Raw genomic sequence first — 26,293 nt, 5'->3', positions numbered from 1 at the left:
GTGCTGGTTTTGGGGGTCGGGGCGGGTGCGCACGGCGCACGCGCAATTCTGACGTATCTGGACAGCCCCCACCGCACACCCATCGTGTCCAGGACGGTGCGCCGAGCCCCGGGTCAGTCGCTGTCCACCACGATCGCCACCGGCGTCGACGCCATCCACTCCATCGCCGCGACGATGTCGCTCCCGGTTCAGTTCTCCGCCATCGCCTATCGGGTTGCCACCGATCCCGGCTCGGTCGCCACCAGCGGTACGGCGCGCACGGCCTCGCTCGTTCCGGAAACCGCTGCGCAGGTGCGCTATCTGCGTTTCATCGGGCTGGTGCCCAATCACGGCGTCACCGTGTTGTGCGACATCGGAAGCACCGGAACCACTGTCACCGTCATCGACCTCGCGTCCACTCGCACCCTCATGACGAGGCGAACGGCCACGTTCTGCGGCGACGATCTCGATCACTCGGTTCGGCGGCTGCTCTCGTCCAACGGTGTTCGCATCGGAATCGACGCCAGCCGGTCCATCAAGGAGCAACTGAGCGTCGACTCCGTCGTCAGCACCACCGATCCATCCGGTGCGGCGCGGCATGTGCTGACCCGACGCGACTTCGACGATCTGATCGCCGGACCGGTGCGGTACGCGGGCATGTTGGTGGAGCAGACCATCGAATTGTCATGTGCCAGACCGCAGTCCATCGTCGTGGTGGGCGGCGGCGCGAACATCACCTCGATCGCGCGGTCGCTCGAGTTGCGAACCGGCCTGACGACGCTGGTGCCGTCGATGCCGGAGTTGGTCTCGGCCCGCGGGGCCGCCCTCCTGTCACCCGACAGCTAGGGCGGGCCCGGGAGTGGAGCCTGCGGAACGACCCCGAAGGTCAGCTACCGATGCTGGAAGTTCGGCGTTCGCTTCTCGATGAAGGCCGACATGCCTTCCTTCTGGTCCTCGGTGGCGAAGGTCGAGTGAAACACGCGGCGCTCGAACAGAACACCCTCGCGAAGGCTCGACTCGAACGATCGGTTCACTGCTTCCTTGGCCATCATGGCGACCGGGAGCGACATCTCGGCGATGGTGGTGGCGGTCGCGACAGCGTCGTCGAGGAGATCCGCGACCGGCACGATGCGCGAGACCAGCCCTGCTCGCTCGGCTTCCTCGACCTTCATGTTGCGACCGGTCAAGCACATCTCCATGGCCTTGGCCTTGCCCACTGCACGCGTCAGGCGCTGCGACCCACCGATTCCCGGAATGACGCCGAGCTTGATCTCGGGTTGCCCGAATACCGCGGTGTCCGAGGCGATCAGAACGTCGCACAGCATCGCGAGTTCGCACCCGCCGCCGAGTGCGTAACCGGACACCGCCGCGATCAACGGCGTTCGAGCCAATGCCAATCGGTCCCAGGCGGCGAAGAAGTCGTCGAGATACACGTCCATGTAGGACTTGGGCTGCATCTCCTTGATGTCGGCCCCGGCCGCGAAGGCCCGCTCGGAACCGGTGATGAGAATTGCACCGATGTCGGAGTCCGCGTCGAGCTCCTCGACCACCGAGACGACCTCGCGCATCAACTGAGAATTGAGTGCGTTCAACGCCTTGGGACGATTGAGCGTGATGATGCCGACGCGTCCCCGACGTTCGAGCAGAATCGTCTCGTAGTCACTCACAGGTCTGCTCCGTTCGAGCGCTCGCGGATGTCGTTGATGATGCCGGAGAAGTCGACATCGGTGCCGCCCCCGGTTGTTTCCTTGAAGCGAGCGTACAACTCGGCCGCCCGTAGGCCCAGAACACCCTCGACACCGTTGTCGCGCAGTGCATTGGCGGCCAGGCCCAGATCCTTGTCCATGAGCGCCGCCGCAAAGCCGGGCTTGTACTCGTTGTTGGCGGGGCTCGTCGGTACGGGACCGGGCACCGGGCAATTGGTCGTCAGCGCCCAGCATTGACCGGACGCAGTCGAGGCCACGTCGAACAACGCCTGGTTGCTCAAGCCGAGTTTTTCCCCCAACACGAACGCCTCGCTGATGGCGATCATCGACACTCCGAGAATCATGTTGTTGCAGATCTTGGCGGCCTGGCCGTTGCCCGCTGCGCCGCAGTGCACCACCTTGCGACCCATGACGTCGAGAACTGCTGCAGCAGAAGCGAAGTCCTCCTCGGATCCGCCCACCATGAATGTCAACGTTCCCGCAGCCGCTCCCCCGACACCACCGGAGACCGGTGCGTCCAGACTGCGGTGGCCGGCCTCGTGCACCAGCTTGTGTGCGGTGTGTGCGTCTGCGACGTCGATGGTCGAGGAGTCGATGAACAACGTGCCCGGCGCGGCAGCAGGCAGCAGGTCCGCGTACAACCCGAGTACCAGTTTGCCGTTGGGCAGCATCGTGATGACGATGTCGGCATCGGTGACGGCGGCCACGGCCGATTCGACCACGGTGACGCCGTCCTTCGTGGCCTGCTCGAGCGCGGCGGGCACCAGATCGAAACCCTGCACCGTGTAGCCCGCCGCAGCCAGATTGGCGGCCATCGGTCCACCCATGTGGCCGAGGCCGATGAAGCCGATCGTCTTCTCGCTCATGACTGCTCACCTTCTGTGTGTGCGTTCGACAGGCCCAGTTCCGCGTCCCCGAGAGGTGCGAAGTACCGAGCGACGTCCTCGGACGTGACGTCTGCCGACGTACGCGGTTGCCATTGCGGGTTGCGGTCCTTCTCGACCACCTGTGCTCGAATTCCTTCGACGAGGTCGTGACTGCTCAGGGATGCGACCGACACGCGGTACTCCTCGTCGAGCACTGCCTCCAGCGTCGGCAGCGTGGCTGCCCGGCGCAGCGACCTCAGCGTCACGGCCAGCGACACAGGCGATTTGGACGCGATGTCCTCCGCGGACTTCTGCGCCTCCGGCACCGTGCTGGCTGCCAGAGCGTCGACGATGGCCTGAACGTCGTCGCCGGCGTAGCACTCGTCGATCCATCCCTGCTGACCGGCAATCGTGGACTCCGGTGCCGGCTCGCTGAACGTAGCGACCGCCTCTCCGACGCTGACCGTCTCGAGTGCCGAGTAGAAGTCTTCCAGCTTGTCGGACGGGATGTAGTGATCGGCGAAACCGACTGCGATGGCGTCGCCGGCATTCATCCGCGCCGTGGTGAGCGCGAAGTGGGTGCCGATCTCGCCCGGAGCACGCGAAAGTAGGTACGTACCACCCACATCCGGAACGAAACCGATTCCGACCTCCGGCATCGCGATCTTCGATCGCTCGGTGACGATGCGAGTGTTGGCATGTGCCGAGAGCCCGACGCCTCCGCCCATGACGATGCCGTCCATGATGGCGACGAACGGCTTGGGGAATCGAGCGATCGCGGCGTTGAGGATGTACTCCTCGCGCCAGAATTCCTTGCTGCCGCTGCCACCGTCCTTGGCGTCGTGGTAGATGGAGACGATGTCTCCGCCTGCGCACAGTCCGCGCTCACCGGCTCCGGTCAGAAGGACGACGTCGACAGCGTCGTCGGTTGCCCACTGCGCCAACGCCGGCGCGATCTCACGCACCATCGCATGATCGAGCGCATTGATCGCTTTGGGGCGGTTCAGGGTGATCCGACCGATTCCGCCGGAGACCTCGAGGATGACGTCACTCATGCGGCACCCACGATCGAACGTGCGACAACCACTCGCATGATCTCGTTGGTCCCTTCCAGAATCTGGTGCACTCGAAGGTCACGAACGATCTTCTCGACGCCGTATTCGCTGAGGTAGCCGTACCCACCCAGCAGCTGCAATGCGCCGTTGGCGACCTCGAAACCGGTGTCGGTTCCGAAACGCTTCGCCATCGCGCACATCTCGACCTTGTCCGCAGCGTCGTTCTGCAACGCGTCCGCGGCCCGCCACAGCAGCGTGCGGGCGGCTTCGAGTTCGGTCTTGAAATCGGCCAGTCGGAACTGGAGCGCCTGTGCATCGAGCAACCGTGCCCCGAACGCCTTGCGCTCGGCCAGGTACGCAACGGCCTTGTCGAGAGCGGACTGCGCTCCGCCGATCGAGCACGCGGCGATGTTGATGCGTCCGCCGTTGAGTCCGTTCATGGCGATACGGAACCCGTCGCCCTCGTTGCCGAGCAGATTCTCGGCCGGAATGCGGACTCCTTCGAGAACGACCTGCCGAGTGGGCTGAGCGTTCCACCCCATCTTCTTCTCGTTGGCTCCGAAGGAGAGGCCCGCCGAATCCTTCGGCACGATGAACGCGGAGATGCCACGAGGGCCCGGAGCACCGGTACGCGCCATGACGACGTACACCTCGGAAGTGCCTGCGCCGGAGATGAATTGCTTGACACCGTCCAAGACGTATTCGTCACCGTCGCGCACCGCCTTGGTGCCGAGCATCGCGGCATCCGATCCCGCGCCTGGCTCGGTGAGGCAATAGCTGCCCAGCTGATCCATCGTGCACAGGCCCGGCAGCCAACGCTGCCTCTGCTCGTCGGTTCCGTAGGTGTCGATCATCCAGGCGACCATGTTGTGAATGGAGATGTATGCCGCGATGGACGGGTCACCGGTGGCCAGCTGCTCGAAGATCCGCACCGAATCGACTCTGGTCAGACCCGATCCGCCCACGTCCTCGCGAATGTAGATGCCGCCCATACCCAGTCCCGCTGCCTTGCGCAGTACGTCCACGGGGAAATGCTTGCTCTGGTCCCACTCGACCGCGTTCGGGGCCAGAAACTCGTCGGCGAATTCACGAGCGGTGTCGTTGATCGCCCGCTCGTCCTCGTTCAATGTGAACATCGCCGAATCAGTCCATGTTCGGAATGACGAAGTGATTCTGTGCCGCAGCCTCTTTGGTGCCCGACGGCCAGCGCTGCGTGACGGTCTTGGTCTTGGTGTAGAAGCGGATCGAATCGGGTCCGTGCTGGTTCAGATCACCGAATCCCGAGCGCTTCCAACCGCCGAACGTGTGGTACGCGATCGGTACCGGAATCGGCACGTTGACCCCGACCATTCCCACCTGGACGCGGGAGCAGAAATCGCGTGCAGTGTCGCCGTCGCGGGTGAAGATGGACACGCCGTTGCCGTATTCGTGCTCGGTGGGCAGACGCAGCGCATCCTCGTAGTCTTTTGCGCGCACGACGATCAGGACGGGCCCGAAGATCTCTTCCTTGTAGATCCGCATGTCGGTCGTCACTCTGTCGAACAGTGTTGCGCCCGCGAAGAATCCACCCTCGTGGCCTTCGAGGCTGAAACCGCGCCCGTCGACGACCAACTCGGCACCCTCGTCGACACCGATCTGGGTGTAGTCGTTGACCCGCTTCAACGCATCGCTACCCACGAGCGGTCCGAAATCCGCGTCCTCGTCGTCGGAGCGACCGATCTTCAGCTTCGCAACCCGCTCGGTGAGCTTGGCGACGAGCGCATCCGCGGTCTCTTCACCGACCGGAACCGCGACGGAAATGGCCATGCAACGCTCGCCCGCGGAACCGTAGGCGGCACCGAGAAGGGCGTCGGCGACCTCGTCGAGATCGGCGTCGGGCATCACCAGGGCGTGGTTCTTGGCTCCACCGAAGCACTGTGCACGCTTGCCGTGCTTCGCTGCGGTCTCGTAGATGTACTGCGCGATGGGAGTCGAGCCGACGAACCCGATCGCCTTGACGCGGTCGTCGGTGAGCAGCCCGTCGACGGCGGTCTTGTCACCGTTGACGACGTTGAACACACCCGGCGGCAGTCCTGCTTCGAGGAAGAGTTCGGCGAGCTTGAGCGGGACGGACGGGTCGCGCTCGGAGGGCTTGAGGATGAATGCGTTTCCGCAGGCGATGGCCGGGCCGGCCTTCCACAGGGGAATCATCGCGGGGAAGTTGAAGGGGGTGATTCCGGCTACGACACCGAGCGGCTGACGCATCGAGTAGACGTCGATCCCGCCGCCTGCACCCTCGGTGTACTCGCCCTTGAGCAGATGCGGGACGCCGACGGCGAACTCGACGACCTCGACGCCGCGCTGAATGTCGCCCTTGGCGTCGGCAATCGTCTTGCCGTGCTCGGAGGACAGCAGGCGGGCCAGTTCCTCGGTGTCGCGAGTGACGAGCTGCAGGAACTTCATCAGGACTCGCGCTCGGCGCTGCGGGTTCCACTTGGCCCATTCACGTTGGGCCTGTTCGGCATCGGCGATGACGGCCTCGACCTCGGATACGTCGGCCAGGGGAACACGGGCCTGAACCTCGCCGGTGTTGGGGTCGAACACGTCCCCGAAGTTTCCGGAGGTGCCGGCGACGTGCTTGCCGCCGATGAAGTGCGTGAGTTCGCGAGCCATGGAGTTTGTCCGTCCTCGAGCGTGGAAAGTGAAGTGCGCCCATCCTATAGTCGGATGTCCATGCAAGTCCAGAAGTCGTCACATTCGGTCGTAGAACTGCCTCAGATCGGCACCGGCGCGACTGACCTCGGCCTCGGAGGAACCGTCGGCGCGGAAGATTCGACGCAGGATCAACGGATCGAGATCGTCCATCGCGGGAGCGAACGACACCTGGGGAAGTTGGGGGAACGACGCGCGATCGCCGAACCAGTCATCGGGGTCGAACTCGTCGTCCCCGTCGCCGATGCCCTCGATCAGTTGATCGAGATCGACTCCACGCAGTGTCAGGATGGTGGCGGCGGATGCGTCGATGTGCTCGGCGGCGATGTACATCAGCGCCGCCGCGTGTTTGCAGGGCCACCCGTCGTCGGGGCACGTGCAGTCGAAATCGAGCTGCCCCTTGTCGTGCGGCAGCAAGACCGACGCCAGCGCCTGCGGAATGGCGTTGGAGGCCAACTCGGCCAACATGCCGGGGTTCGAACGCACCCGGCCGACCAGTGCGGCAACCTCACCCTGCGTGAGCGGGTCGACGGTGACCGAGGCCGAGAACGGCTCGAGCTGACTGCCCTGCACCTCGCCGTATATCTGCCCGCGCTCGACCCCGAGAGTGAGCACCTGCCCTTGGCGCGCATACGTTCTACCCCGAGCGATCCGGCCCGGATCCGCGAGGTCTTCCATGGCCGCCACGAAATGCCTGCCCCACCACGTCTGCCCGAAGGCGCCGCGCTTGTTTCTGGACTCGATGCCGCCCTTGGCTTTTCGACGCTTGCCGTACTGCGAGAAGTCGACCATCACTCCCCCACCGCATCCTCACTGAGGCGGAACAGCTCCTGTAGCTCCGCGGTGTCCATCTCGGTCACCCAGTTCTCGCCGGTGCCCACCGCCAGATTCGCCAGGTCCTGCTTGGAGACCAGCATCGAGTCGATCCGTTCCTCCACGGTGCCCACACACAGCAGTTTGCGCACCTCGACGTTCTTGCGCTGCCCGATGCGGAAGGCCCGGTCCGTCGCTTGATTCTCCACCGCCGGATTCCACCAACGATCCAGATGAACAACATGGTTGGCGGCCGTGAGGTTCAACCCGGTGCCGCCGGCCTTGAGCGAAAGCATCATGATCGGCGGACCGTCGTCGCTCTGGAACTTCTCCACCATCTCGTCGCGCTTGGCCTTGCTCACCCCGCCGTGGAGGAACGGCACCTCGGTACCGAACCGTTCGGCGAAGTAGGGTGCCACGAGCTCACCGAACTCCCGAAACTGCGTGAACAACAACGCTTTCTCGTTGTCGCCGAGAATCGAGTCGAGCATGTCCTCGACCAAGCCGATCTTGCCGGAGCGATGCTGACCCCTCTTGAGCACCGGCGAGCCGTCGGACAGGAAATGGGCGGGGTGATTGCACACCTGTTTGAGGCGAGTCAGCGCGGACAGCACCGCGCCCTTGCGCTTCATGCCCTTCGCGTCGGCGATCTGCGCCATCATCTCGTCGACGACCGCCTTGTACAGCGCAGCCTGCTCGGCCGTGAGGTTGGCGCGCACGGTCATCTCGTTCTTCTCGGGCAGATCCGAGATGACCGTCGGATCGGTCTTGACGCGACGCAGAATGAACGGCGACGTGATGGCGCGCAGACGCGAAACCGCGCTCTCGTCGTTCTCGCGCTCGATCGGAACCGAGAATCGCTTTCGGAAATCCGACGGCCTACCGAGCATGCCCGGATTGGCGAAGTCGAGAATGGACCTCAGCTCGTCGAGACGATTCTCGACCGGCGTTCCGGTGAGCGCCAGCTTGTGATCCGCGGGGATCGCGAGCGCCGCCTTGGCCTGCACGGTGCCCGAGTTCTTGATGTGTTGCGCCTCGTCGAGGACCACACGACGCCACGTCTGCTCCGCCAACTGCGCGCGATCCTTCGCCATCAGCGCGTACGTGGTGACGATCAGATCGTGCTCGGCGATCGCCCGGTCGAGCTCCTCGTCGCGTAGTCGCGTCGGACCGTGATGCACCAGAACCCGCAGTGCCGGAGTGAATTTCGCCGCCTCACGCTGCCAGTTGCCGACCACCGACATCGGTGCCACCAGCAGTGTCGGCGTCGAACTCTTCTCGTGCGCGAGCAGTGTCAGCACCTGCAGCGTCTTGCCCAGCCCCATGTCGTCGGCAAGTACCGCCCCGAGACCGAGCCGACTCATGAACGCGAGCCAATCGAGCCCACGCTGCTGATACGGCCGCAGAGTCGCGTTCACACCGTCGGGCACCGGGATCGTCTCCGGCACCGCACCGGGCTCGAGCAACGTGGCCGCCCAGCCGGTGGCGCGGATGTCCTGGACCGGAGCAGGTGGCGGATCGGCCAACGTCATCTCACGCATCAGCGTGCTGAGCGCAGTCCCGTCACCGTGATGCTCGGCGACGTACTTGGCGGCTCGCGCGAGCTGACCGCCGTCCGCGAGCACCCACTGACCGCGGAGCCGCACGAGATCGCCCTTCGAGACGGCGAGCCTGTTCATCTCCGCCTCGGTGAGCACCATGTCGCCGAGTTGGAGTTGCCAGTCGTAGGACACCAGTTCGTCCATGCCGACCGCCCGATCGGCTGCCGCTTTCGTCACCGCCGGTGAATCGACGCGCAATCTCATCGACGGATCGAGCCTCGTCCAGGCCCGGGGAAGCAGAACCGTGGTTCCGGTGGCCTGCAGTGCCGTCGCACCGTGTTCGACGAGGTCGATGACCACCGACGTCGGAAGCAACAGATCCAGGGTGCCTTCCTGAGACGGCAGATCGCGCAGTCTCGGGTACGCCGCCACGGCCTCACCGAGCTTGCGCACGGCGATGGAGAGCAGCGTGGCATCGACCTTGCGGCTCATCGGAACCGGTCGCGGCGCTTCGCCGTCCGCGCGCAGACACACCTGCAGCGTCCAGTACGACTCCACCGCTTCCGCGGAGGAACTGTCGACGGCGTCGTCGCCATCGGGTTCGAGCAGCCGGAGCACCAGCGAGGGTTCGTCGACGGTGAGGCTTCCGCGCCACTTCTCGAGCAACGTCGACATCTGTTGAGTGCCATCGGCATACGGGTCGTCGCGAACCAGAGCCGACAACAGTGGATGCTCCGAGTCGGGTCTACCCAGAACCGATCTGACGATCGGATCGGTGAGCTCCTCCACCATGTCGTCGAGAATCTTCTTGGGCCGCTCACCTGCACGCTGCACCGACGGCATCGCGACGGCGAGTTCGCTGAGCCAGGCACGTTGACGCTCGCCCCCGACCAGACGCCACCGTGGCCACCACTGCCCGTCCATCAACTTCAGGGCCGGAACGACGCGACCGCCGCGGACCCAGCGTTCGATTCCGCGGGCGACATGCGCCAGGTAACGGAGGTCACCGGAGATCGCCGCGTGGTCCGGCGGCGTCCGCAACAGCAGATCGGCGCCGTCGTGCGGGGCGAGTGCGATGGCCGGAACCTGCACCGGGGCCTGCGCGGTGGCGGCGCGTCCGGGTGCCGGAAACGACACCGCAGCACGGTGCCGAAACGTTCTGGTGAGCACGTGCGCGTGGGTCGGCGGCAAGTCGGGCTCGTCGCCGGTGGTGATCTCGTCGTCCCACAGCATCAGCCCGGCACCGGGAGACCAGAGACCGTGCAGCATCGGTCCATCCAATCAGCAAGCACCGACAGACTTCGGGTGAGGCGCTTCGAGTGAGTCGCTGGGTGAGGCACAGTATGTGCATGATCGCGTACGGCTTCAGTGAATACGGCGGACCCGACACCGAATACCTTCTGGACCTACCCGTCGCCGAGCCGGGACCTGGCCAGATTCTCGTCGCGGTCCACGCCGCCGGCGTCAATCCCGCGGATTGGAAGGTGCGGGCGGGCAATCGCAAGGACACCGTGCCGATCACCCTGCCTGCGGTTCTCGGCCGGGAAGTATCGGGCACGGTCGTGTCGGCCGGTGCCGGTGTGGCCGACTTCTCGGTGGGCAACCACGTGTTCGGAGCCACCGCGTCGGGATACGGAGGCTATGCGCAGTACACCGTGCTCAATGCGTCGAGCACAGCCCACAAGCCCGAATCCGTGTCCTGGGCGGCCGCAGCCACTCTGCCGGTGGCCGCCGGGACCGCATACGACGCGCTGGCGCGGCTCGCCGTTGACACGGGTGATTCCATCCTGGTGCTCGGCGCGGGCGGCGGCGTGGGTTCGACCGTTCTGCAACTCGCGCGAGCCGACGGTATCGACGTTCTCGCAGTCGCGAGTACGGGCAAGCAGGAGTGGATCGAGAGCCTCGGAGCCGAATTTCTCGCCTCCGGCGCCGATTTCGTCGACTCGCTGTCACGACCGGTGAACGGCATCATCGATCTCGTCGGGGGCGAGAGCTTGCGCGCCGCCGCGACCGCTGTGACGGCGGGGATACCGATCGTCAGCGTTGCCGACCCGGTGCTCGCGGCGCAGTGGGGTGGTTCCGGTGTCGATCGCGACCGCACCACCGCGGCATTCGCCCGGCTGGCCGACCTGACTGCGTCGGGCATCATTCGTCCGCGTATCGACCATGTGTTCCCGCTCGAGCGTGCGGGTGAGGCTCTCGCTTTGGTAGAGGACGGGCACGTGCTCGGCAAGGTCGTGGTCGAGGTTCGCTGATGCCGGGTTGGCGTGAGCGGAGAACTGTCGGTGTCTTCCGGCACACTGCTGACGCAAGGAACGACAACCGAGGACCGAGATCGACGATGGGGCGTGCGTGAGAAAGCTGTGGGTGGCGGTACTGCTGGTGATCTCTGCGGCCGTGATGGCTGTGTTCGGCTCGTGCGACCGGCCCGTCATCCCCGGTTTCTCCCCCGCCGAACCCGCTCCGGGTAGTCCCACTCGCACTCAGGTCGAGCAATTGCTCGCGCAGGTTCGCGTGGTCGCCGCCAGGCCCGACGCCCTCGGCTACGAGCGCGGATGCAAGAGCGGCGAAGGGTGTGTGTTCGGCCCGGCGTGGACGGACGACTACGACGGGCCGGGTGGTCACGACGGCTGCGGTACCCGCGACAACGTCCTGGCGCTGTCGATGACGGAAGTCGAATTCCGCGCCGGCACCCGCGACTGCGTCGTGCTGTCGGGTTCGCTCGCAGATCCGTACTCCGGTGAGCCGATGCAGTTCACCAAGGCCGATGCCGGAAAGATCCAGATCGATCACGTCTACCCCCTGTCCGCCGCGTGGGACATGGGCGCGAACACGTGGTTGCCCGACAAGCGAATTCGGTTCGCCAACGACGTGGCGTTCAATCTGCTCGCGGTCAACGGAGTCGACAATCAGAGCAAGAGCGACAAGACACCCTCGCAATGGTTACCGCCGAACGAGGCCTACCACTGCTTCTACGCGGGAAAATACCTGTCGGTCGCCGCCCAGTACGAGTTGCCGATCACCCAGGCCGATCATGGTGTTCTCGCTTCGGTTGCCTCGACGTGCGCGGCGTAAAGTCTCAGCGATGGCACCAGCACACGCGCGCAGCTTCCTCGACCGTGAGACACAGCTCTGCATGTCCCTGTCCGGCCGACCGAGCAACATCGGAACACGCTTTCACAACTATCTGTACGACGAGTTGGACCTGAACTTCGTCTACAAGGCGTTCACCACCACCGACCTCGCCGCCGCGGTGGGAGGCGTTCGCGCGCTGGGCATTCGAGGCTGCGCCGTGTCCATGCCGTTCAAGGAAGATGTCATCGAACTGGTCGACGTGATGCACGAGTCCGCCAGCGCGATCGAATCTGTCAACACGATCGTCAACGAGAACGGCGTCCTGCACGCATACAACACCGACTACCAGGCCGTCGCGAACCTACTCGGCGCGAGTGGATTCTCGACCGATTACTCGGTGGCGGTCACCGGCAGCGGCGGTATGGCCAAAGCTGTCGTTGCCGCGCTGCGGGATTCGGGTTACACCCGGGGTACCGTCGTCGCCCGCAACTCGAACACCGGCCCCGCCCTCGCCGAGACCTACGGCTACGACTGGTCCGCCGAAGCGGTGGGCGCAGACCTGTTGGTGAACGTGACCCCGGTGGGTATGGCCGGCGGACCGGACGCTGATTCGGCACCGTTCACCGACGAGCAGATCGACGCGGCGAAAGCCGTGTTCGACGTCGTCGCCATGCCGTCGGAGACGCCGCTGATCGTCGCCGCTCGGGCCGCCGACAAACCCGTGATCACCGGCGCTCAGGTCATCGCCCTGCAGGCGGCAGAACAATTCGTCCTCTACACCGGAGTCCGGCCGTCGGACGAACAGATCGCGCGCGCATCGGAGTTCTCGCGCAGGTGACTCACAGGTGCTGCCACCGCGGCTTGTTGGCGTAGGCGTACCGGTAGTACTCCGCGAGTGCGAGCGACGACGCCGCGGCCTCGTCCAACAGCACCGTTGCGTGCGGGTGCCATTGAATGGCCGACGCCGGACAGTACGCCGACAGCGGTCCCTCGACGGCCGCCGCCACCGCGTCCGCCTTCGACTCCCCCGTCGCGATCAACACGAGGTGCCGCGCCTCGTCGATGGTGCCCAGCCCCTGCGTCAGAACGTGATGCGGTACATCCTCGGGAGAATCGAAGAACCGGGCATTGTCGACGCGCGTCTGTTCGGTCAGCGTCTTCACCCGCGTCCGCGATTTCAGTGAAGATCCGGGCTCGTTGAAGCCGATGTGCCCGTCGGTGCCGATTCCGAGGATCTGGACATCGACGCCACCTGCGGCCGCGATCGCGGCGTCGTACCGCTGCGCCTCTGCAGCTATGTCGTCCGCTTCGCCGTCGGGCGAGAACACCGCGGCGTCGTCCAGGTCGACGCGGTCGACGAAGTTGTCTCGAATGAACGAGAAATACGACTGCTCAGCGGTTTTCGGCAGTCCGATGTACTCGTCGAGGAGGAAGGCGCGACAGTGCGCGAACGACAGGCCGTCCTCCCGATGCCGTCGAGCCAATTCGCGATAGGTGCCCACCGGGGTCGACCCGGTCGCCAGTCCCAGTACAGCCGGACCGGCTCGCACCACTCGTTCGACGATGTCGGCGGCCGTTCGATCCACTGCGTCGACCCCCTCGAGGATCACTACCTCCATCTAGCTGTCCTCTCCGATTGCAGTTCCGCCTCTGATCACCTGCAGTGGCTCGAACGCCGCGTCGACCACCAGGACGTCAGCTCTCATGCCCTCTTCGAGGCAACCGATCTCGGAGTCGAGGCCGATCGAGGCCGCCGGAGTCGACGATGCAGCCCGCACGGCCTCGACCAGGGGCACGCCGGCGTCCAGCACGGCTCGGCGCACCAGGTCCAGCACGGTAGCGGTTCCGCCCGCGATCGGAGCGGTCTCGTTGTCTGCGTCGCGGGACAACCGTGCAACCGCGTGGCGGACGGTCACATCCAGTGGTCCGAGTCGATAGCGACCGTCCGGCATGCCGGCTGCGGCCATCGCGTCGGACACCAGTGCGATCCGTGCGCCACCGACGAGATCGAACACCGCACGCACGGTCTCGTCGGCGAGATGCACTCCGTCGCCGATCAATTCGAGCACCATCATGCTGCGCGCCGCGGCCGCCAGGCATTCGCTCACCGGGCCCGGCGACCGATGATGCCAGGTCGGCATTCCGTTGAACAGATGTGTTGCAGTCATGGGGCCGTCCCCCAACGACTCGATACCGCGTCGAGTGGTGAGCGCGTCGGCGTCCGTGTGCCCGATGCTGGGAAGTATTCCGTTCTCCCGCAACATCTCTGCGATGACGGGGAACCCGTCGATCTCGGGCGCCAGGGTCATCGACCGCACCGCGCCGCGGCCCGCGTCCAGTATGTCGCGGAGCAGTCCGGGATCTCCGCTGCGCAGCGAGGCCGGATCCTGTGCGCCGCAGCGTGCGACGGCGAGAAACGGCCCCTCGAGGTGGACGCCTGCGATGTCACCGGATTCGTACAGATCGGCCAACAGCGACGTCTGCGCGATCAGCCGATCCGGCGGTGCCGACACCAGTGAGGCGAGCATCGTCGTGGTCCCGCGAGAGCGGTGATGCCGTACCGCCGTCATGAGATCGACGGCCGGTGAATCGGGAAACGACGTTCCAGCTCCACCGTGGCAGTGCAGATCGACCAACCCCGGGAGGATCGTCGAATTCGTTTGCGGGACGGCCTCACCGGGCCACGCCGATGTCGGCCCGACCCACAAGATCCGGTCTCCCGTCGACGCGACGACGCCGTCCTCGATCACCCGGTCGCGCGTGACGACCCGTCCGCGGTGCGTCGTCGCAGTGGATGCGGTCATGCTCGGTCGGGTTCGAGCACGGCGTCGTCCTCACGTCCGGGGGTGCGCAGGTTCCACTTCTTGATGACGAAGCTGAACAGGAAGTAGTAGATCACCGCGTACACCAGGCCGATCGGAATGAGCAGCCAAGCCTTGGTGGCGATTCCGTAGTTCAGCAGGTAGTCGATGCCACCGGCGGAGAAGAAGAAACCGTCATGGATTCCGAGGGCATTGGTCAACGCCATCGAGGTTCCGGTCAACACCGCGTGGATGATGTAGAGCGGCCAGGCCACGAACATGAACGAGTACTCGAGCGGCTCGGTGATCCCGGTGACGAAGGCAGTCAGGCCGGTGGACAACATGATTCCGCCGACGATCTTCTTCTGCGACGGCTTGGCATTGCGGTAGATCGCGAATGCCGCAGCGGGAAGGGCGAACATCATGATCGGGAAGAATCCGGTCATGAACACTCCGGCGGACGGGTCGCCGGCGAAGAACCGGTTCAGATCGCCGCGGACCAATTGACCGCTTGCATCCTGGTAGTCCCCCACCAGGAACCAGACGACGGAATTCAGAATGTGGTGCAGCCCGGTGGGAATGAGCATGCGGTTGGCGAAACCGTAGATTCCGCTGCCCACCACACTGTGGTCGGCGACGGTGTTGCCCACCCATTGGAGAGCGCTGTAGAAGAGTGGGTACACGAACGACATGATCACGGCGACGACGAGACCGGTGATCGCCGTCATGATCGGCACCAGACGACGGCCGCTGAAGAAGCCGAGATAGTCCGGCAGCTTCTGGCGATAGAAACGCTGCCAGAGAATTGCCGAGAGCAGTCCGATGACGATGCCTGCCAACACGCCGTAGTCGATCACGGCGGGGTCACCGTTGGCATCGACCTCTCCGTCGAGCACGACCGGCGACATTGCCGTGAAGACGCCGTTCATCACCATGTAGCCGACCACCGCTGCGAGCGCCGTCGAACCATCGGACTTCTTCGCCCAGCCGATGGCGATACCGACCGCGAAGATGAGGGGAAGCCAGGTGAAAACCGACTGACCGGCGGCGGAGATGACCGCAGCAGTGGTCTCCAGTGCGCTGAATCTCCCCAGCAGGTCGTCCTGACCGAGCCGCAGGAGAATTCCGGCGGCAGGCAGAACAGCGATCGGCAGCATGAGGCTGCGACCGAACCGCTGCAGCCCGGCCAATGATCGTGATTCCTTCTTCGGCTCGGTATCGATCGAGTCCGTCTTCTTCGGGGTCATGGCGACCTTCTCTTCGAGGCTGGTCCTTCGAGGGCGATTTCGCTGTTGTGACCGGATGCCATCAGGGGTACTGTCCGGTCATTACCAGTTGTAGTTTGGCCAGGTGGCAGGCTCGTGTCAACCCGGCCGTGTGATCCACCCGACAGATACAAGCCGACAGAAAGCGAGAATCCACATGTCCAAAGCGGACGCGATCGTCGAAGGCCTCGGCGGTGCCGACAACATCGTCGAGATCGAAGCGTGCATCACTCGGCTGCGCACCGAGGTGAAGGACGGGTCGTTGGTGAACGAGGCGGCGCTCAAGGCGGCAGGTGCCCACGGCGTGTTTCACAAGGGAACCGCCGTTCAGGTCATCGTCGGCCCCGAAGCGGACACGCTCGCAGAAGACATCGGCGACATCCTGTGAGCGCACGGGCGATCCTCAGCCCGGTTGCCGGGCAGGTCATCTCGCTCGCCGATGTGCCGGACCCGGTGTTCTCGGCGCAGGTGGTCGGCTCCGGTGTCGCGCTACGCCCGGCTCCGAGCGACGGGGCCGTCGAGGTTCGGTCACCGGTCGCGGGCACGATCCTCAAACTCCATCCGCACGCGTTCGTCGTCTTCACCGAGGACAAGGCGGGCGTGTTGGTGCACATCGGCATCGACACCGTGAAGATGAAGGGCGCGGGCTTCGAACTCGTTGCCGCAGAGGGTGATCGAATCCAGGCCGGCGACCTCGTCGTCACCTACGATCCCGCAGCGATCGCGGCGGCGGGCTACTCGGATGTCGTTCCGGTGGTACTGATGGACTCGAAGCCGGATTCGGTCACCAGTGCAAGCATCGACAACACCGTGGCAGTGGGCGATCTTCTGTTCGAGCTGCCCTGATCTCACCGACGCTGCGGGGTGCGCCGCCCGCCTTCGACTTCCATCGACAGTTGATACCGATCGCAGCGGTACCAGCTCTCGGTGTGTTCGAGCGGCTCGTCGCCGCTGAAGGAGACGCGGTCGAAATACAGCACGGGGGCACCGCGCTTGGTGCCGAGCAGAGTGGCGATATCGCTGTCGGCCGCAGTGGCTTTGACGGTCTGCTCGGCCCGGTCGATGGTCAACCCGTAGTGGATCTGCACGGCCTCGTACACCGATTTGCTCAGGTCGTGCTCGATCAGGCCGGGGAGCAGGGAAGCCCGGTACCACGCGTCGTCGACGCTGACCGGTTCGGCGTCGGCCAGCCGGAGGCGCTTGACGTGGTAGGTCTGTTCGCCGTCGGCCAGGCCGAGGGCACGAGTCGTTGCCGCCGAAGGGCTTTCGAGCCGTGCGAACAGCACCACCGTGGTAGGCGTCAATCCTTGCGCGCGCATCTCCTCCGAGAACGACGCCAGGTGCAAACGAGACTGAACGGTGCGACTGGCCACGAACGTGCCCTTGCCACGCACCCGAACCAGGTGTCCGTCGTTGACGAGCTGGCCGATGGCCTCGCGGACGGTGATGCGGCTGACGCCGTAGTCCTCCATCAGTTTTCGCTCGCTGGGCATCAGATCGCCGGGTTGCAACTCCTTGGTGCAGCGGTGCAGCAGAATCGCGCGAAGCTGTTCGTGCTTCGGGACTTGACTGTCCCTCAGATGTACGGGCATCACCACTGCGCCGGCCTTTCCGTCACTCGCCGACCCAGCGGTACGGACTGGTCCGGTCCAACCCAAAGACTACGTCACGTCGACCGTGCCCCGACAGCGTTCGGCCACCGACTCCGAGCGCCGACCCGGCGCGACGGGAAACGACGCGACAGGCGACGGCCCACAGTGCATCATCGTCAGTCGTGACCACTGCCGACGCCGCCGACAGACCGACGCCGCTCTCGACCCCCGTCAGCGCGGGAATCGTGGCATCACTGGTCGGCTTCACCAGCTCGTTCGCCGTCGTGCTGACGGGCCTGCGGGCGGTAGGGGCAAGCCCGACCGAGGCGGCCTCCGGATTGCTGGCGCTGTGTGTCACCCAGGCCGTGGGCATGATGTGGCTCGCGCGCAGATACAGACAGCCCATCACGCTGGCGTGGTCGACGCCGGGCGCTGCGCTGCTCGCCGGAACCGGCATGGTGGTCGGAGGGTGGCCCGCCGCAGTGGGTTCGTTCGTCACTGTTGGGGTGCTGATCGTCCTGACCGGCCTGTGGCCACGACTCGGTGCCGTGGTCTCGAAGATCCCGATACCACTCGCTCAGGCGATGTTGGCCGGAGTGCTGCTACCGCTGTGCGCGGCACCGGTCGTTGCATTTGCCGACTCCCCCGCCCGGATAGCTCCGGTGGTACTCGTCTGGCTGCTGGTACTTCGCTTCAACGCGCGCTGGGCGGTGCCCGCTGCGTTCCTCGCGGCAGCTGCAGTCATCGCAGCGGACTTGATCGGCGGCGGCACACCCATCGCGGCCTCCGATCTGATTCCTCGGATCGACTGGACGATTCCGCACTGGACGTGGCAGGCGACCGTCGGTATCGCGGTGCCGCTGTACATCGTCACCATGGCGTCGCAGAACATCCCGGGCACCACCGTCATGGCGTCGTTCGGCTACCGAATTCCTTGGCGTGCGTCGATGACCGTCACCGGAACCGGAACCGTCCTCGGCGCTTTCGCGGGTGGGCACACGATCAACCTCGCGGCGATCAGCGCTGCGCTCGCGGCGAATCCCGGTGCCCATCCGGACCCGAAGCGGCGATGGGTCGCGGCGTTCTCTGCCGGCTCCTCGTATCTGGTGCTGGCGCTGGCGTCCGCGGCCCTGGCGACCCTGGTTGCCGCAGCGCCTGCAGGCGTGGTCGAAACCGTTGCCGGACTTGCCTTGTTGGCAACTCTCGCCGCGTCGCTGTTCGGTGCACTCGAACATGCGTCGGACAGGGAGGCGACCGTTCTGACGTTCCTCGTCGCCGCTTCCGGCCTGACGTTCGCAGGAATCGGCTCCGCATTCTGGGCCTTGGTCGTCGGGCTGGTGGTCCGAGCGATCCTGCGTCGGCAGTCCCCGGCGACGCCCGCTTCCGACGCCACTGGTTAGGGTCACGTTCATGACCGATCAGGTGAACCCAGGGCCGGAATTGTCGCACGCATCGGACTTTCCGGCTCTGTGGCCCGTGACGACGCGATGGGACGACAACGACCACTACGGCCACGTCAACAACGTCACCTACTACGCGTATTTCGATACCGCCGTCAACGGTTGGTTGATGGAGACGACCGGACTCGATATCCGGACACTGCCGGCGATCGGTGTCGTCGCCGAAACCTCGTGCCGCTACCTGTCCGAGTTGAGCTTCCCGGATCGACTTCAGGTGGGCCTGGCCGTCGAGAGGCTGGGCACCCGAAGCATCGTGTACTCGCTCGGGTTGTTCCGCGAGGCCGGCGACGATGCGTTGGAGTTGGCGGCGAGGGGTCGATTCGTACACGTGTACGTCGATGGGGTCACCCGTAAGCCGGTGGCGATTCCGCCCGAAATCGAGAGCGCAGCGCGCACTTTGGTGATCGGGACCGCGTCGAGCTGACCGACTACAGGCCGATTTCGTCGGCCGTACGCAATGCCCTGGTGACTATGTCGTCGATAAGCGTCGTGGTCGGCCCGCCTGCCACGGCCCGGTTTCGCGAGTCGGCTTCCATCCGGCGCATGACGCCTTCGGCGATGATCGAGAGCTTCCACAGCGCCAACACTTGCCAGAATCCGACGTCGGAGACGTCGCGCCCGGTGTGCTGCGCATACGACTCGACAAGCTCGGCCCTGGTGGGAAAGCCCGGCAGAGTCGAAGCCATGAACGGACCAGCGACCCCGTCGTCGGCTTGCGGCCAGTAGGCCAGCAGACCGCCGAGGTCCGCCAACGGATCTCCGAGTGTGCACAGTTCCCAGTCGACGACCGCCGCGACACGGCCGTCTTCGCGGGCCGTGATGACGTTGCTCAGGTGGAAGTCTCCGTGCACCAGGGTCACCTCGTGCTGCGGAGGAATCCCCGCTGCCAATCGAGTTGCCAGCGAATCGATACCGGGTACGTCGCGAGTGCGCGAGGATTGCCACTGCTTCGTCCACCGGGCGAGTTGGCGAGCGGCGTACGGTTTGTGACTGGCCAGATCTGCCAGACCCGCGGAGTCGAGATCGACGCGGTGGATGTCGGACAGCGCCACCGTGAGGCCGAGTCCGATGCGGCGTCGGTGATCGGGGTCGAGTTGTTCGGCTGCCGCCACCGAGTCGACGACGATCCCGTCGACGAAACTCATCAGCACGAGCGGGACCTCGGACACCGAAGGATCCTCGGTGATCGCAATCATCTTCGGAACCGGCACCGCCGTGTTCTGCAGGCCGGACAGAATTCGATGTTCGCGCACGACATCGTGTGCGGAGGCCAGCAGATGCCCCAGTGGTGGACGTCGAAGCACCCAGTTACTGCCACCGGCGTCGCGGACGGCGTAGGTGAGATTGGACTGACCGTTGCCGATCCGCTGAAAGGTGAGGGGCGAGGTTGCGCCTATCCCCAATCCTGCGATCCAGGTCGATACTGCGTCTTCGTCCAGACCCACTGCGCCCATACAGAACCCTCACTTCGCCGCGCGACACCGTTGTCGCCTGCCGTCACCGGAATTCGACCGATAGTAGCGAAGCGGAACCTGCCCTGGTGCGAAAGACTCCGGGCTCGGGGCGTGTCAGCTGGCGCGCACGAACGCGGGGACCAGATCCGGAGCGGCAGGTACTGCGGCCGGCACCGCTGCGCCGCGCTTGACGGCGATTTCGTCCACTTCACCGATCAGCATTGCGACCAACGTCTCCGGTTCGGCCGCCCACACCGAGGAGATGTTGCGCACCTCGGCCGGAGCGAAGAGGCCGCTGTTGGTCAGTGCATCGATCCACTCGGCGACGGCCTCGGCGGTGGGCTCGGGCACCGTGGATCGATCGAGGGAGTCCGCCTCGAACTCGTTGCAAAAGAAGGCGCGGACCATGTCGAGCTGTCCCTGAGACATTGCGGTCATGTTCTTCTCCTTCGAGTGTCCGGCGTCCGTAGTTGTCGAATACCCCGTGGCTACGGGTTACGACGGGTAGCACGGTCCGTTTCCAGATCGTTATCGTTTGGGCTGTAACGGTCGAATGCGGGTTTCCGATGCGGCTGAAACTACGCCCTTCCGGTGGGTCTCGCCCAGGGTGAACTGGACTATGTGAGTATCGTCACACAGTTTCACCCATCCGATCAACGCTTTGCAACGAAATCATAGTTCGCTTTACGAACTGCTGTGATGGGGAACAATGGGAGGACAAATGCCCAGCTGAGAGGGCCGAGGGCCGACCCGGGGTGCTGTTCGACACTCGGACATGAGCACCACCGAATCGAATCCACCCCGCTTCGTTCCAGGTCAGAGGATTGCTGCCACGCATGCAAACATGTTTGCGCACCCGAATATGGCGCTGAAACAAACTTCAAGAATTTGACGGCGCGGACTCTGCTCCTCGACAATTCACGGTTCCGCACACGCGACCCGGTGTGATCGAATCGTTACCAGAGCAATGATCAGCCGGTTCCCAAGTTCCTCACATCCGCCGTTCAGCAGGTTCTGGCACCGTGGCACCCATGTCACCACCGAGCCTGGACTCCGGACCGATTCGCGCGTCGACCGACGCAGAGACGACTGCGCTGCCGTCCAGCACCTCGAGCCGCAGACGCAGGCGAGCCGTCGTCGCGCGCTCGGCCGTGTCAGGTGCCTCTGCGGTCCTGCTGCTGATCTTCCTGATGTGGGCACCGCACATCGCAACCACGACGTCCTGGGAATCGACCCCGGCCGCGGCACTGGCCGCTCATCTGCTCGATGCGATCGATGTGACCGCGGTGTTGATCGCCGTAGCCGCGCTCGCCGTCGTGGCGCTGATACGCAAGCTGCCGTACGGAATCGGGGTGGTGATCGCCTGCACCGTCGGTGCCGTCGTCACCAGTGCGATCGCTCGCGAGATCATGGGAGCGTCGATGCCGTCCGCAGACCTTCCGAGCGGTCAACTCGTCGCCGTGGCCTCGCTGCTCGGAGCTGCATCCATGGTGGCGTCCGCGGCGTGGCGGCCCGTGATCCTCGGTCTGGGAACGGTCGCAACACTCGCGGTGGCGGCGGCCGCCCTGATCGCCGGATCCGCGTCCGTCACCGGGATCGTGAGCGCCGCATCGATCGTGTTCGTGTGGTGGCCGGCGTGCTCGATCGTCATGCTCTTCTCGCCCGATGCAGCTGCCCGTGAAGCCCTCAACCCGATCGACACGGCCGCTCTGGCCGTTCGACGCAAGACGGGGCGCTCCCGTTGACATCGGGAGCGCCCCATTCTGCGTTGCTACGAGGTCGTGACTAGAGAGCTTTGAGCTCCTCGGTCACCTCGGATACCGACTTCTTCGCGTCACCGAACAGCATCGAGGTGCCCTCGGCGAAGAACAGCGGGTTCTCGATGCCTGCGAAGCCCGAGGACATGGATCGCTTGAGGACGATGACCGACTTCGACTGATCCACGTTCAGGATCGGCATCCCGTGAATCGGGCTCGACGGGTCGTTGCGCGCCGCCGGATTGGTCACGTCGTTCGCGCCGATGACCAACGTGACGTCGGTACGGGCGAACTCGTCGTTGATGTCGTCCATCTCCTTCATCGCGTCGTAGGCGACGTCGGCTTCGGCAAGGAGCACGTTCATGTGCCCGGGCATGCGACCGGCGACGGGGTGAATGGCGTACTTGACCTCGACGCCCTTCGACTCCAGCAGCTTGGCCATGTCCTTGACCGCGTGCTGCGCCTGCGCGACGGCGAGGCCGTATCCGGGAACGACGATGACCTGGTTGGCGTACGCCATCTGGATGGCAGCGTCGGCTGCGGAGGTGGCCTTCGCCGTTCCGCCGCCTGCACCCGCAGGACCTGCAGCAGCGTCGCCCCCGCCGAATCCACCGGCGACGATCGCCGGAATGGAACGGTTCATGGCCTTGGCCATCAGGTTGGTCAGGATCGTGCCGGACGCGCCGACGATCATGCCGGCGACGATCATCGCAGTGTTGTTGAGCGCCAGGCCTGCGGCCGCCGCAGACAGACCGGTCAGAGCGTTGAGCAGCGAGATGACGACCGGCATGTCTGCGCCGCCGATGGGCAGCACCACCGTTAGACCGAGAATTCCGGCGAGTACGAGAACCGCCACGATCCACCACTGCGACACCCCGCCGCCCGGAGTGGCGTTGATGCCGATGACCACGGCGGCGGCCACAGCACCGATCAGCAGCAGAGCATTGAGCGGCTGCTGCAACTTTCCGATGGTGATGGGCGAGCCGGGCAGGGTCTCCTGCAGCTTGAGGAACGCGATCAGCGATCCCCAGAACGAGATCGACCCGATGATGGCCGCGAACAGCGACCCGATGACGATGTGGACCGTCGGCGATTCACCGTGCTTGAAGTTCGAGAATCCCGACGTGTCGAGGAATTCCGCCCACGCGATCAGCGCAACCGTTCCACCGCCGACGCCGTTGAACAGGGCCACCAACTGTGGCATCGCGGTCATCTTGACTCGGCGAGCAGGCGGGATACCGAGCGCGACGCCGACGACCAAGCCGACGACGATCAGAATCCAGTTTCCGGTATCGCGAATAGAGATCAACGTCGCCACGACGGCGAGGAACATGCCGACAGCGGCGATCTGGTTGCCGCGCACGGCTGTCTTCGGTCCGGTCAGACCCATCAGTCCGTAGATGAACATGCCGAAGGCGACGATGTAGAGAATGTTGACGAGATTGTCCATCAGGAGTCAGCACCCTTCGTGGCCTTGGCAGGAACGGGCTTGGACTTGAACATGCCGAGCATGCGGTCGGTGACCACGAATCCACCGATGACGTTGACCGTTCCGAACACGAGAGCGACGAACAGGATGACCTGCAGGCCGATGGACGGATCCTCGACCTTGCCGAGCACCACCAGGGCACCGAGCACGACGATGCCGTGGATGGCATTGGTTCCCGACATCAACGGGGTGTGCAAGGTGTTGGGCACCTTGGAGATCACCGCGAAGCCGACGAACCCGGACAGCACCAGGATCGCGATGTTCGCGAGCAGCGGGGTGTACATCAGTTCTCCTTCTCACGTGTCACGCAGGCACCGGCGAGGACCTCGTCCGAGAAATCCGGAGCGAGCTTGCCGTCCACCAACATGAGTTCGAGCAATGCCGAGATGTTCTTCGAGTACAGCTCGCTGGCGTGCTCGGGCATCGAGGCCGGCAAGTTCAACGGGGAGCAGATGGTGACGTCGTGCTTGACGACGGTCTCGCCGGGCTCGGTGAGTTCACAGTTGCCACCGGTTTCCCCTGCGAGGTCGACCACGACGCTGCCCGGCTTCATGCCCTCGACGGCCGCGGCCGTGACCAATCGGGGGGCAGGGCGTCCGGGCACCAACGCGGTGGTGATGACCACGTCGAATCCCTTGATGGCCTCTTCGAGAGCCTTCTGCTGTTGCACCCGTTCGTCTTCGGTCAGCTCACGCGCGTATCCGCCCTCGCCAGCGGCGTCGATCCCCAGATCGAGCCACTGCGCGCCGACGGAACGAACCTGATCCGCCACCTCCGGACGCACGTCGTATCCGGTGGGGCGGCCGCCGAGACGCTTCGCGGTGGCGAGCGCCTGCAAACCTGCCACGCCGACGCCCAGCACCAGCACGGTAGCGGGCTTGACGGTGCCCGCAGCGGTGGTGAGCATCGGGAAGAACCGGGTGGACTCCGACGCTGCCAACAGCACGGCCTTGTAGCCGGCGACGTTGGCCTGAGAGGACAGTGCGTCCATCACCTGCGCCCGTGAGATCCGCGGGATCGCCTCGACGGCGAAAGCCTGTACTCCGGCCGCCTTCAACGCCCCGATGCTGTTCTCCGCGTTGCGCGGTGCCAGAAATCCGATGAGCGTCGAACCCGACGTCAGCTTGGCGATCTCGGCATCGGACGGCGGCGCGACCTTCACCACGACGTCGGCCGACCATGGATCACCGATGGTCGCTCCGGCGGCGACGTACAGCTCGTCGGGAATCAGAGCGCCGAGACCGGCGCCGGACTCGACGACGATCTCGACGCCCTTGCCCGCCAGGGAGGCAACGATCTTGGGCACCAGAGCGACACGACGTTCGCCCTCCCCCGATTCCCGAACCACACCGACGACAGTCGTGGATCCCGAACCCTTCTCAGTGCTCTGCGATGTATCCAAATCTCCGTCTTCCTGCGTTGAATGGTGTCCACGAATCGACCAACGGCTCCGAGCCTGCGACGAGCGGACGAAACCATGCGACAAGGCACAAGGTCCCTGATAGTAGCCAGAGGAGACAGACCGCGGGTAGCCCGGAACACAGTCCGATTCGTTCTGAATCGAGTCCGTTTCGACATTCCTCGGCCACGGGGAGCGCAATTGTGATGCGCGCCATATGGGTCTATCGGTGATGAACGGACCCTACAGTGACAACCGTGGAACCTTGCATCTTCTGTGCCATCGTCGCGGGTGACGCTCCCGCGCACCGCGTGTTCGAGAACGACCATGCCGTCGCGTTTCTCGACATCCGGCCGGTCACTCGCGGCCACCTGCTCGTCGTTCCGCGCGAGCACGCCACCGATCTGAACGCGACCCACCCGGACGCGGCCGCAGACGTGTTTCGCGTCGGGCACACGCTGGCGCGCGCGGTCCGGCACTCGGACCTGCGCGCCGACGGAGCCAATCTCGTGATCAACGACGGTAAGGCCGCGTTTCAGACGGTCTTTCACCTGCATTTGCACGTGGTGCCTCGTTGGCATCGGGACCGCTTCCGGTTCGCGGCCGGCTTCGTGACACGTCGTCTGAGTGAGCCCGAGCGTGTCGCAGACGCCGTTCGTGTCGGGTTGGCCCGGCTCGATGGCGATCCGACAGCATGAAGCTGTTCCTGTCGTCGTATCGATTCGGTGGCCACTCCGAGGCTTTCGTCGACCTCACCGGCCCACCGTCCGATCTCGCCGTGATTGCGAACGCATCGGACGCGTGGCCGCGCGCCGCTCGCGAATCCTCGCTCACAAGCGAGTTCGTTCCGCTGCGGGCGCTCGGGTATCGGCCTGCCGAGCTGGATCTGCGCGAGTACGTGGGTCGGTCCGCTGCTCTCGAGCGCGCCCTCGACGACTTCGGCGCGGTGTGGGTGCGCGGGGGCAACACGTTCGTCCTGCGCGCTCAGCTCGCCCGCTCGGGCGCAGACGAGGTCATCGCCGAGCGTGTTCGGCGAGGATCGATCGTGTACGGCGGATACAGCGCGGGCGCGTGTATTGCCGCACCGTCGTTGATCGGCGTCGAGGACGCGGACGACCCCGGCGAGGTTCGGCCCGCGACAGGTGTCGATCCGGTGTGGACCGGACTGGGCCTGGTGTGTTTCTCGATCGTCCCGCACCTGAATTCCGTTCTGGACGAGAACGATTCGGGGCATGCAACGATGCAGCGCCTGCGCAGGGACGGCATCGACTGCCGTGGGTTGACCGACGAACAGGCCATCGTCGTCGATGCGTCGGGAACGCGTGTGCTCGGTAGTTGACCGTCCTTCGG

The 26,293-nt window shown here is 65.0% G+C and carries 27 protein-coding genes; 11 read left to right on the top strand and 16 right to left on the bottom strand.

The features are described from left to right. A partial coding sequence (locus CH256_RS09945; protein WP_256989417.1) for a hypothetical protein occupies window positions 1–825 on the top strand: 825 nt, incomplete at its 5' end. Between the two features lie 44 nt (window positions 826–869). On the opposite strand, the gene CH256_RS09940 is transcribed toward CH256_RS09945, so the two are convergent. The 7 genes from CH256_RS09940 to CH256_RS09910 form a co-directional block, all read right to left on the bottom strand. Further along, window positions 870–1,646: an enoyl-CoA hydratase gene (locus tag CH256_RS09940; protein WP_094669483.1), complete on the bottom strand. Its 777-nt coding sequence runs from the start codon at window positions 1,644–1,646 to the stop codon at window positions 870–872. Beyond that, a complete protein-coding gene (gene mmsB, locus CH256_RS09935; RefSeq protein ID WP_068048317.1) occupies window positions 1,643–2,551 on the bottom strand; it encodes a 3-hydroxyisobutyrate dehydrogenase in 909 nt (302 codons plus the stop codon). The genes CH256_RS09940 and mmsB overlap by 4 nt, the downstream gene beginning before the upstream one ends. Continuing rightward, window positions 2,548–3,606 (bottom strand): enoyl-CoA hydratase/isomerase family protein, encoded by a 1,059-nt coding sequence (locus CH256_RS09930; RefSeq protein WP_094669482.1) that lies wholly within the window; start codon window positions 3,604–3,606, stop codon window positions 2,548–2,550. The genes mmsB and CH256_RS09930 overlap by 4 nt, the downstream gene beginning before the upstream one ends. Continuing rightward, the gene (locus CH256_RS09925; RefSeq protein ID WP_068048324.1) at window positions 3,603–4,742 is read right to left on the bottom strand and encodes an isobutyryl-CoA dehydrogenase; all 1,140 of its coding nucleotides are present in this window, start codon (window positions 4,740–4,742) and stop codon (window positions 3,603–3,605) included. Before CH256_RS09925 ends, CH256_RS09930 begins: the two co-directional genes overlap by 4 nt. A gap of 7 nt (window positions 4,743–4,749) precedes the next feature. Continuing rightward, window positions 4,750–6,258: a CoA-acylating methylmalonate-semialdehyde dehydrogenase gene (locus tag CH256_RS09920; RefSeq protein ID WP_094669481.1), complete on the bottom strand. Its 1,509-nt coding sequence runs from the start codon at window positions 6,256–6,258 to the stop codon at window positions 4,750–4,752. A 78-nt stretch (window positions 6,259–6,336) separates the two neighbouring features. Continuing rightward, entirely contained in the window at window positions 6,337–7,089 is a 753-nt protein-coding gene (locus CH256_RS09915) for an SWIM zinc finger family protein (RefSeq protein ID WP_094669480.1), read from the bottom strand. Beyond that, window positions 7,089–9,920 carry a DEAD/DEAH box helicase gene (locus CH256_RS09910; RefSeq protein WP_094669479.1) on the bottom strand — a complete coding sequence of 944 codons (2,832 nt, stop codon included), beginning with the start codon at window positions 9,918–9,920 and terminating at the stop codon, window positions 7,089–7,091. Before CH256_RS09910 ends, CH256_RS09915 begins: the two co-directional genes overlap by 1 nt. An 80-nt stretch (window positions 9,921–10,000) precedes the next feature. On the opposite strand from CH256_RS09910, the gene CH256_RS09905 reads away from it, so the two are divergent. From CH256_RS09905 to CH256_RS09895, 3 genes are all read left to right on the top strand, one after another. Next, entirely contained in the window at window positions 10,001–10,906 is a 906-nt protein-coding gene (locus tag CH256_RS09905; protein ID WP_094669478.1) for an NADP-dependent oxidoreductase, read from the top strand. 97 nt (window positions 10,907–11,003) lie between these two features. Beyond that, window positions 11,004–11,726 carry an HNH endonuclease family protein gene (locus CH256_RS09900; RefSeq protein ID WP_256989416.1) on the top strand — a complete coding sequence of 241 codons (723 nt, stop codon included), beginning with the start codon at window positions 11,004–11,006 and terminating at the stop codon, window positions 11,724–11,726. 10 nt (window positions 11,727–11,736) lie between these two features. After that, window positions 11,737–12,564: a shikimate 5-dehydrogenase gene (locus CH256_RS09895; protein WP_094669477.1), complete on the top strand. Its 828-nt coding sequence runs from the start codon at window positions 11,737–11,739 to the stop codon at window positions 12,562–12,564. A gap of 1 nt (window position 12,565) precedes the next feature. Here CH256_RS09895 and nagB read toward each other — a convergent pair whose 3' ends face one another. The 3 genes from nagB to CH256_RS09880 are packed head-to-tail and all read right to left on the bottom strand — an operon-like array spanning window position 12,566 to window position 15,774. Continuing rightward, on the bottom strand, window positions 12,566–13,345 hold the full coding sequence (gene nagB / locus CH256_RS09890) for a glucosamine-6-phosphate deaminase (RefSeq protein WP_094669476.1): 780 nt from the start codon (window positions 13,343–13,345) through the stop codon (window positions 12,566–12,568). Further along, entirely contained in the window at window positions 13,346–14,530 is a 1,185-nt protein-coding gene (locus tag CH256_RS09885; RefSeq protein ID WP_179272058.1) for an N-acetylglucosamine-6-phosphate deacetylase, read from the bottom strand. Next, on the bottom strand, window positions 14,527–15,774 hold the full coding sequence (locus tag CH256_RS09880) for a PTS transporter subunit EIIC (protein ID WP_068048343.1): 1,248 nt from the start codon (window positions 15,772–15,774) through the stop codon (window positions 14,527–14,529). Before CH256_RS09880 ends, CH256_RS09885 begins: the two co-directional genes overlap by 4 nt. Before the next feature lie 175 nt (window positions 15,775–15,949). Between CH256_RS09880 and CH256_RS09875 the strand changes: the two genes are divergently transcribed. Next, window positions 15,950–16,180 carry a glucose PTS transporter subunit EIIB gene (locus CH256_RS09875; RefSeq protein ID WP_032393491.1) on the top strand — a complete coding sequence of 77 codons (231 nt, stop codon included), beginning with the start codon at window positions 15,950–15,952 and terminating at the stop codon, window positions 16,178–16,180. Continuing rightward, a complete protein-coding gene (locus CH256_RS09870) occupies window positions 16,177–16,638 on the top strand; it encodes a PTS sugar transporter subunit IIA (protein WP_068048345.1) in 462 nt (153 codons plus the stop codon). The genes CH256_RS09875 and CH256_RS09870 overlap by 4 nt, the downstream gene beginning before the upstream one ends. A 2-nt stretch (window positions 16,639–16,640) precedes the next feature. On the opposite strand, the gene CH256_RS09865 is transcribed toward CH256_RS09870, so the two are convergent. Next, window positions 16,641–17,384 (bottom strand): GntR family transcriptional regulator, encoded by a 744-nt coding sequence (locus tag CH256_RS09865; protein WP_176460457.1) that lies wholly within the window; start codon window positions 17,382–17,384, stop codon window positions 16,641–16,643. 182 nt (window positions 17,385–17,566) lie between these two features. Between CH256_RS09865 and CH256_RS09860 the strand changes: the two genes are divergently transcribed. Both CH256_RS09860 and CH256_RS09855 read left to right on the top strand, forming a co-directional pair. Continuing rightward, complete coding sequence (locus CH256_RS09860; RefSeq protein WP_068048348.1) at window positions 17,567–18,784, top strand: benzoate/H(+) symporter BenE family transporter; 1,218 nt, start codon at window positions 17,567–17,569, stop codon at window positions 18,782–18,784. A 10-nt stretch (window positions 18,785–18,794) separates the two neighbouring features. Beyond that, on the top strand, window positions 18,795–19,268 hold the full coding sequence (locus tag CH256_RS09855; RefSeq protein ID WP_068048350.1) for an acyl-CoA thioesterase: 474 nt from the start codon (window positions 18,795–18,797) through the stop codon (window positions 19,266–19,268). Between the two features lie 4 nt (window positions 19,269–19,272). Here the strand turns inward: CH256_RS09855 and CH256_RS09850 are convergent, their stop codons facing one another. Then, window positions 19,273–20,298: a phosphotransferase family protein gene (locus CH256_RS09850; protein ID WP_094669475.1), complete on the bottom strand. Its 1,026-nt coding sequence runs from the start codon at window positions 20,296–20,298 to the stop codon at window positions 19,273–19,275. Window positions 20,299–20,412: 114 nt separating this feature from the next. Further along, complete coding sequence (locus CH256_RS09845; protein WP_068048355.1) at window positions 20,413–20,736, bottom strand: hypothetical protein; 324 nt, start codon at window positions 20,734–20,736, stop codon at window positions 20,413–20,415. A 593-nt stretch (window positions 20,737–21,329) separates the two neighbouring features. Here CH256_RS09845 and CH256_RS09840 point away from each other — a divergent pair. Beyond that, a complete protein-coding gene (locus tag CH256_RS09840; protein WP_094669474.1) occupies window positions 21,330–22,043 on the top strand; it encodes a hypothetical protein in 714 nt (237 codons plus the stop codon). 40 nt (window positions 22,044–22,083) lie between these two features. On the opposite strand, the gene CH256_RS09835 is transcribed toward CH256_RS09840, so the two are convergent. Genes CH256_RS09835 through CH256_RS09825 form a run of 3 tightly spaced genes read right to left on the bottom strand, consistent with a single transcriptional unit; the run spans window position 22,084 to window position 24,946 of the window. Further along, the gene (locus CH256_RS09835) at window positions 22,084–23,505 is read right to left on the bottom strand and encodes an NAD(P)(+) transhydrogenase (Re/Si-specific) subunit beta (protein WP_037193418.1); all 1,422 of its coding nucleotides are present in this window, start codon (window positions 23,503–23,505) and stop codon (window positions 22,084–22,086) included. Continuing rightward, entirely contained in the window at window positions 23,505–23,828 is a 324-nt protein-coding gene (locus CH256_RS09830; protein ID WP_068048360.1) for an NAD(P) transhydrogenase subunit alpha, read from the bottom strand. The genes CH256_RS09835 and CH256_RS09830 overlap by 1 nt, the downstream gene beginning before the upstream one ends. Further along, window positions 23,828–24,946 (bottom strand): Re/Si-specific NAD(P)(+) transhydrogenase subunit alpha, encoded by a 1,119-nt coding sequence (locus CH256_RS09825; protein ID WP_068048363.1) that lies wholly within the window; start codon window positions 24,944–24,946, stop codon window positions 23,828–23,830. Before CH256_RS09825 ends, CH256_RS09830 begins: the two co-directional genes overlap by 1 nt. Before the next feature lie 245 nt (window positions 24,947–25,191). Here CH256_RS09825 and CH256_RS09820 point away from each other — a divergent pair, with 245 nt between their 5' ends. Both CH256_RS09820 and CH256_RS09815 read left to right on the top strand, forming a co-directional pair. Continuing rightward, window positions 25,192–25,641: an HIT family protein gene (locus tag CH256_RS09820; protein WP_068048366.1), complete on the top strand. Its 450-nt coding sequence runs from the start codon at window positions 25,192–25,194 to the stop codon at window positions 25,639–25,641. Continuing rightward, a complete protein-coding gene (locus CH256_RS09815; RefSeq protein WP_094669472.1) occupies window positions 25,638–26,282 on the top strand; it encodes a Type 1 glutamine amidotransferase-like domain-containing protein in 645 nt (214 codons plus the stop codon). The genes CH256_RS09820 and CH256_RS09815 overlap by 4 nt, the downstream gene beginning before the upstream one ends. Window positions 26,283–26,293: the final 11 nt, after the last annotated feature.

It is taken from the genome of Rhodococcus sp. 05-2254-6, assembly GCF_002258565.1.
GTDB lineage: Bacteria > Actinomycetota > Actinomycetes > Mycobacteriales > Mycobacteriaceae > Rhodococcoides.
This window is presented reverse-complemented; position numbering and strand designations above follow the sequence as displayed.

Excerpts from the sequence above, each read along its gene's own strand:
- CH256_RS09835 (WP_037193418.1), bottom strand. The coding sequence starts at position 23,505 with ATGGACAATCTCGTCAACATTCTCTACATCGTCGCCTTCGGCATGTTC.
- CH256_RS09920 (WP_094669481.1), bottom strand. The coding sequence starts at position 6,258 with ATGGCTCGCGAACTCACGCACTTCATCGGCGGCAAGCACGTCGCCGGC.
- CH256_RS09915 (WP_094669480.1), bottom strand. The coding sequence starts at position 7,089 with ATGGTCGACTTCTCGCAGTACGGCAAGCGTCGAAAAGCCAAGGGCGGC.
- CH256_RS09845 (WP_068048355.1), bottom strand. The coding sequence starts at position 20,736 with ATGACCGCAATGTCTCAGGGACAGCTCGACATGGTCCGCGCCTTCTTT.
- CH256_RS09815 (WP_094669472.1), top strand. The coding sequence starts at position 25,638 with ATGAAGCTGTTCCTGTCGTCGTATCGATTCGGTGGCCACTCCGAGGCT.
- mmsB (WP_068048317.1), bottom strand. The coding sequence starts at position 2,551 with ATGAGCGAGAAGACGATCGGCTTCATCGGCCTCGGCCACATGGGTGGA.
- CH256_RS09840 (WP_094669474.1), top strand. The coding sequence starts at position 21,330 with ATGTCACCACCGAGCCTGGACTCCGGACCGATTCGCGCGTCGACCGAC.
- CH256_RS09930 (WP_094669482.1), bottom strand. The coding sequence starts at position 3,606 with ATGAGTGACGTCATCCTCGAGGTCTCCGGCGGAATCGGTCGGATCACC.
- CH256_RS09830 (WP_068048360.1), bottom strand. The coding sequence starts at position 23,828 with ATGTACACCCCGCTGCTCGCGAACATCGCGATCCTGGTGCTGTCCGGG.
- CH256_RS09905 (WP_094669478.1), top strand. The coding sequence starts at position 10,001 with ATGATCGCGTACGGCTTCAGTGAATACGGCGGACCCGACACCGAATAC.
- CH256_RS09910 (WP_094669479.1), bottom strand. The coding sequence starts at position 9,920 with ATGCTGCACGGTCTCTGGTCTCCCGGTGCCGGGCTGATGCTGTGGGAC.
- CH256_RS09925 (WP_068048324.1), bottom strand. The coding sequence starts at position 4,742 with ATGTTCACATTGAACGAGGACGAGCGGGCGATCAACGACACCGCTCGT.
- CH256_RS09880 (WP_068048343.1), bottom strand. The coding sequence starts at position 15,774 with ATGACCCCGAAGAAGACGGACTCGATCGATACCGAGCCGAAGAAGGAA.
- CH256_RS09855 (WP_068048350.1), top strand. The coding sequence starts at position 18,795 with ATGACCGATCAGGTGAACCCAGGGCCGGAATTGTCGCACGCATCGGAC.
- CH256_RS09895 (WP_094669477.1), top strand. The coding sequence starts at position 11,737 with ATGGCACCAGCACACGCGCGCAGCTTCCTCGACCGTGAGACACAGCTC.
- CH256_RS09885 (WP_179272058.1), bottom strand. The coding sequence starts at position 14,530 with ATGACCGCATCCACTGCGACGACGCACCGCGGACGGGTCGTCACGCGC.
- CH256_RS09865 (WP_176460457.1), bottom strand. The coding sequence starts at position 17,384 with ATGCCCGTACATCTGAGGGACAGTCAAGTCCCGAAGCACGAACAGCTT.
- CH256_RS09875 (WP_032393491.1), top strand. The coding sequence starts at position 15,950 with ATGTCCAAAGCGGACGCGATCGTCGAAGGCCTCGGCGGTGCCGACAAC.
- nagB (WP_094669476.1), bottom strand. The coding sequence starts at position 13,345 with ATGGAGGTAGTGATCCTCGAGGGGGTCGACGCAGTGGATCGAACGGCC.
- CH256_RS09850 (WP_094669475.1), bottom strand. The coding sequence starts at position 20,298 with ATGGGCGCAGTGGGTCTGGACGAAGACGCAGTATCGACCTGGATCGCA.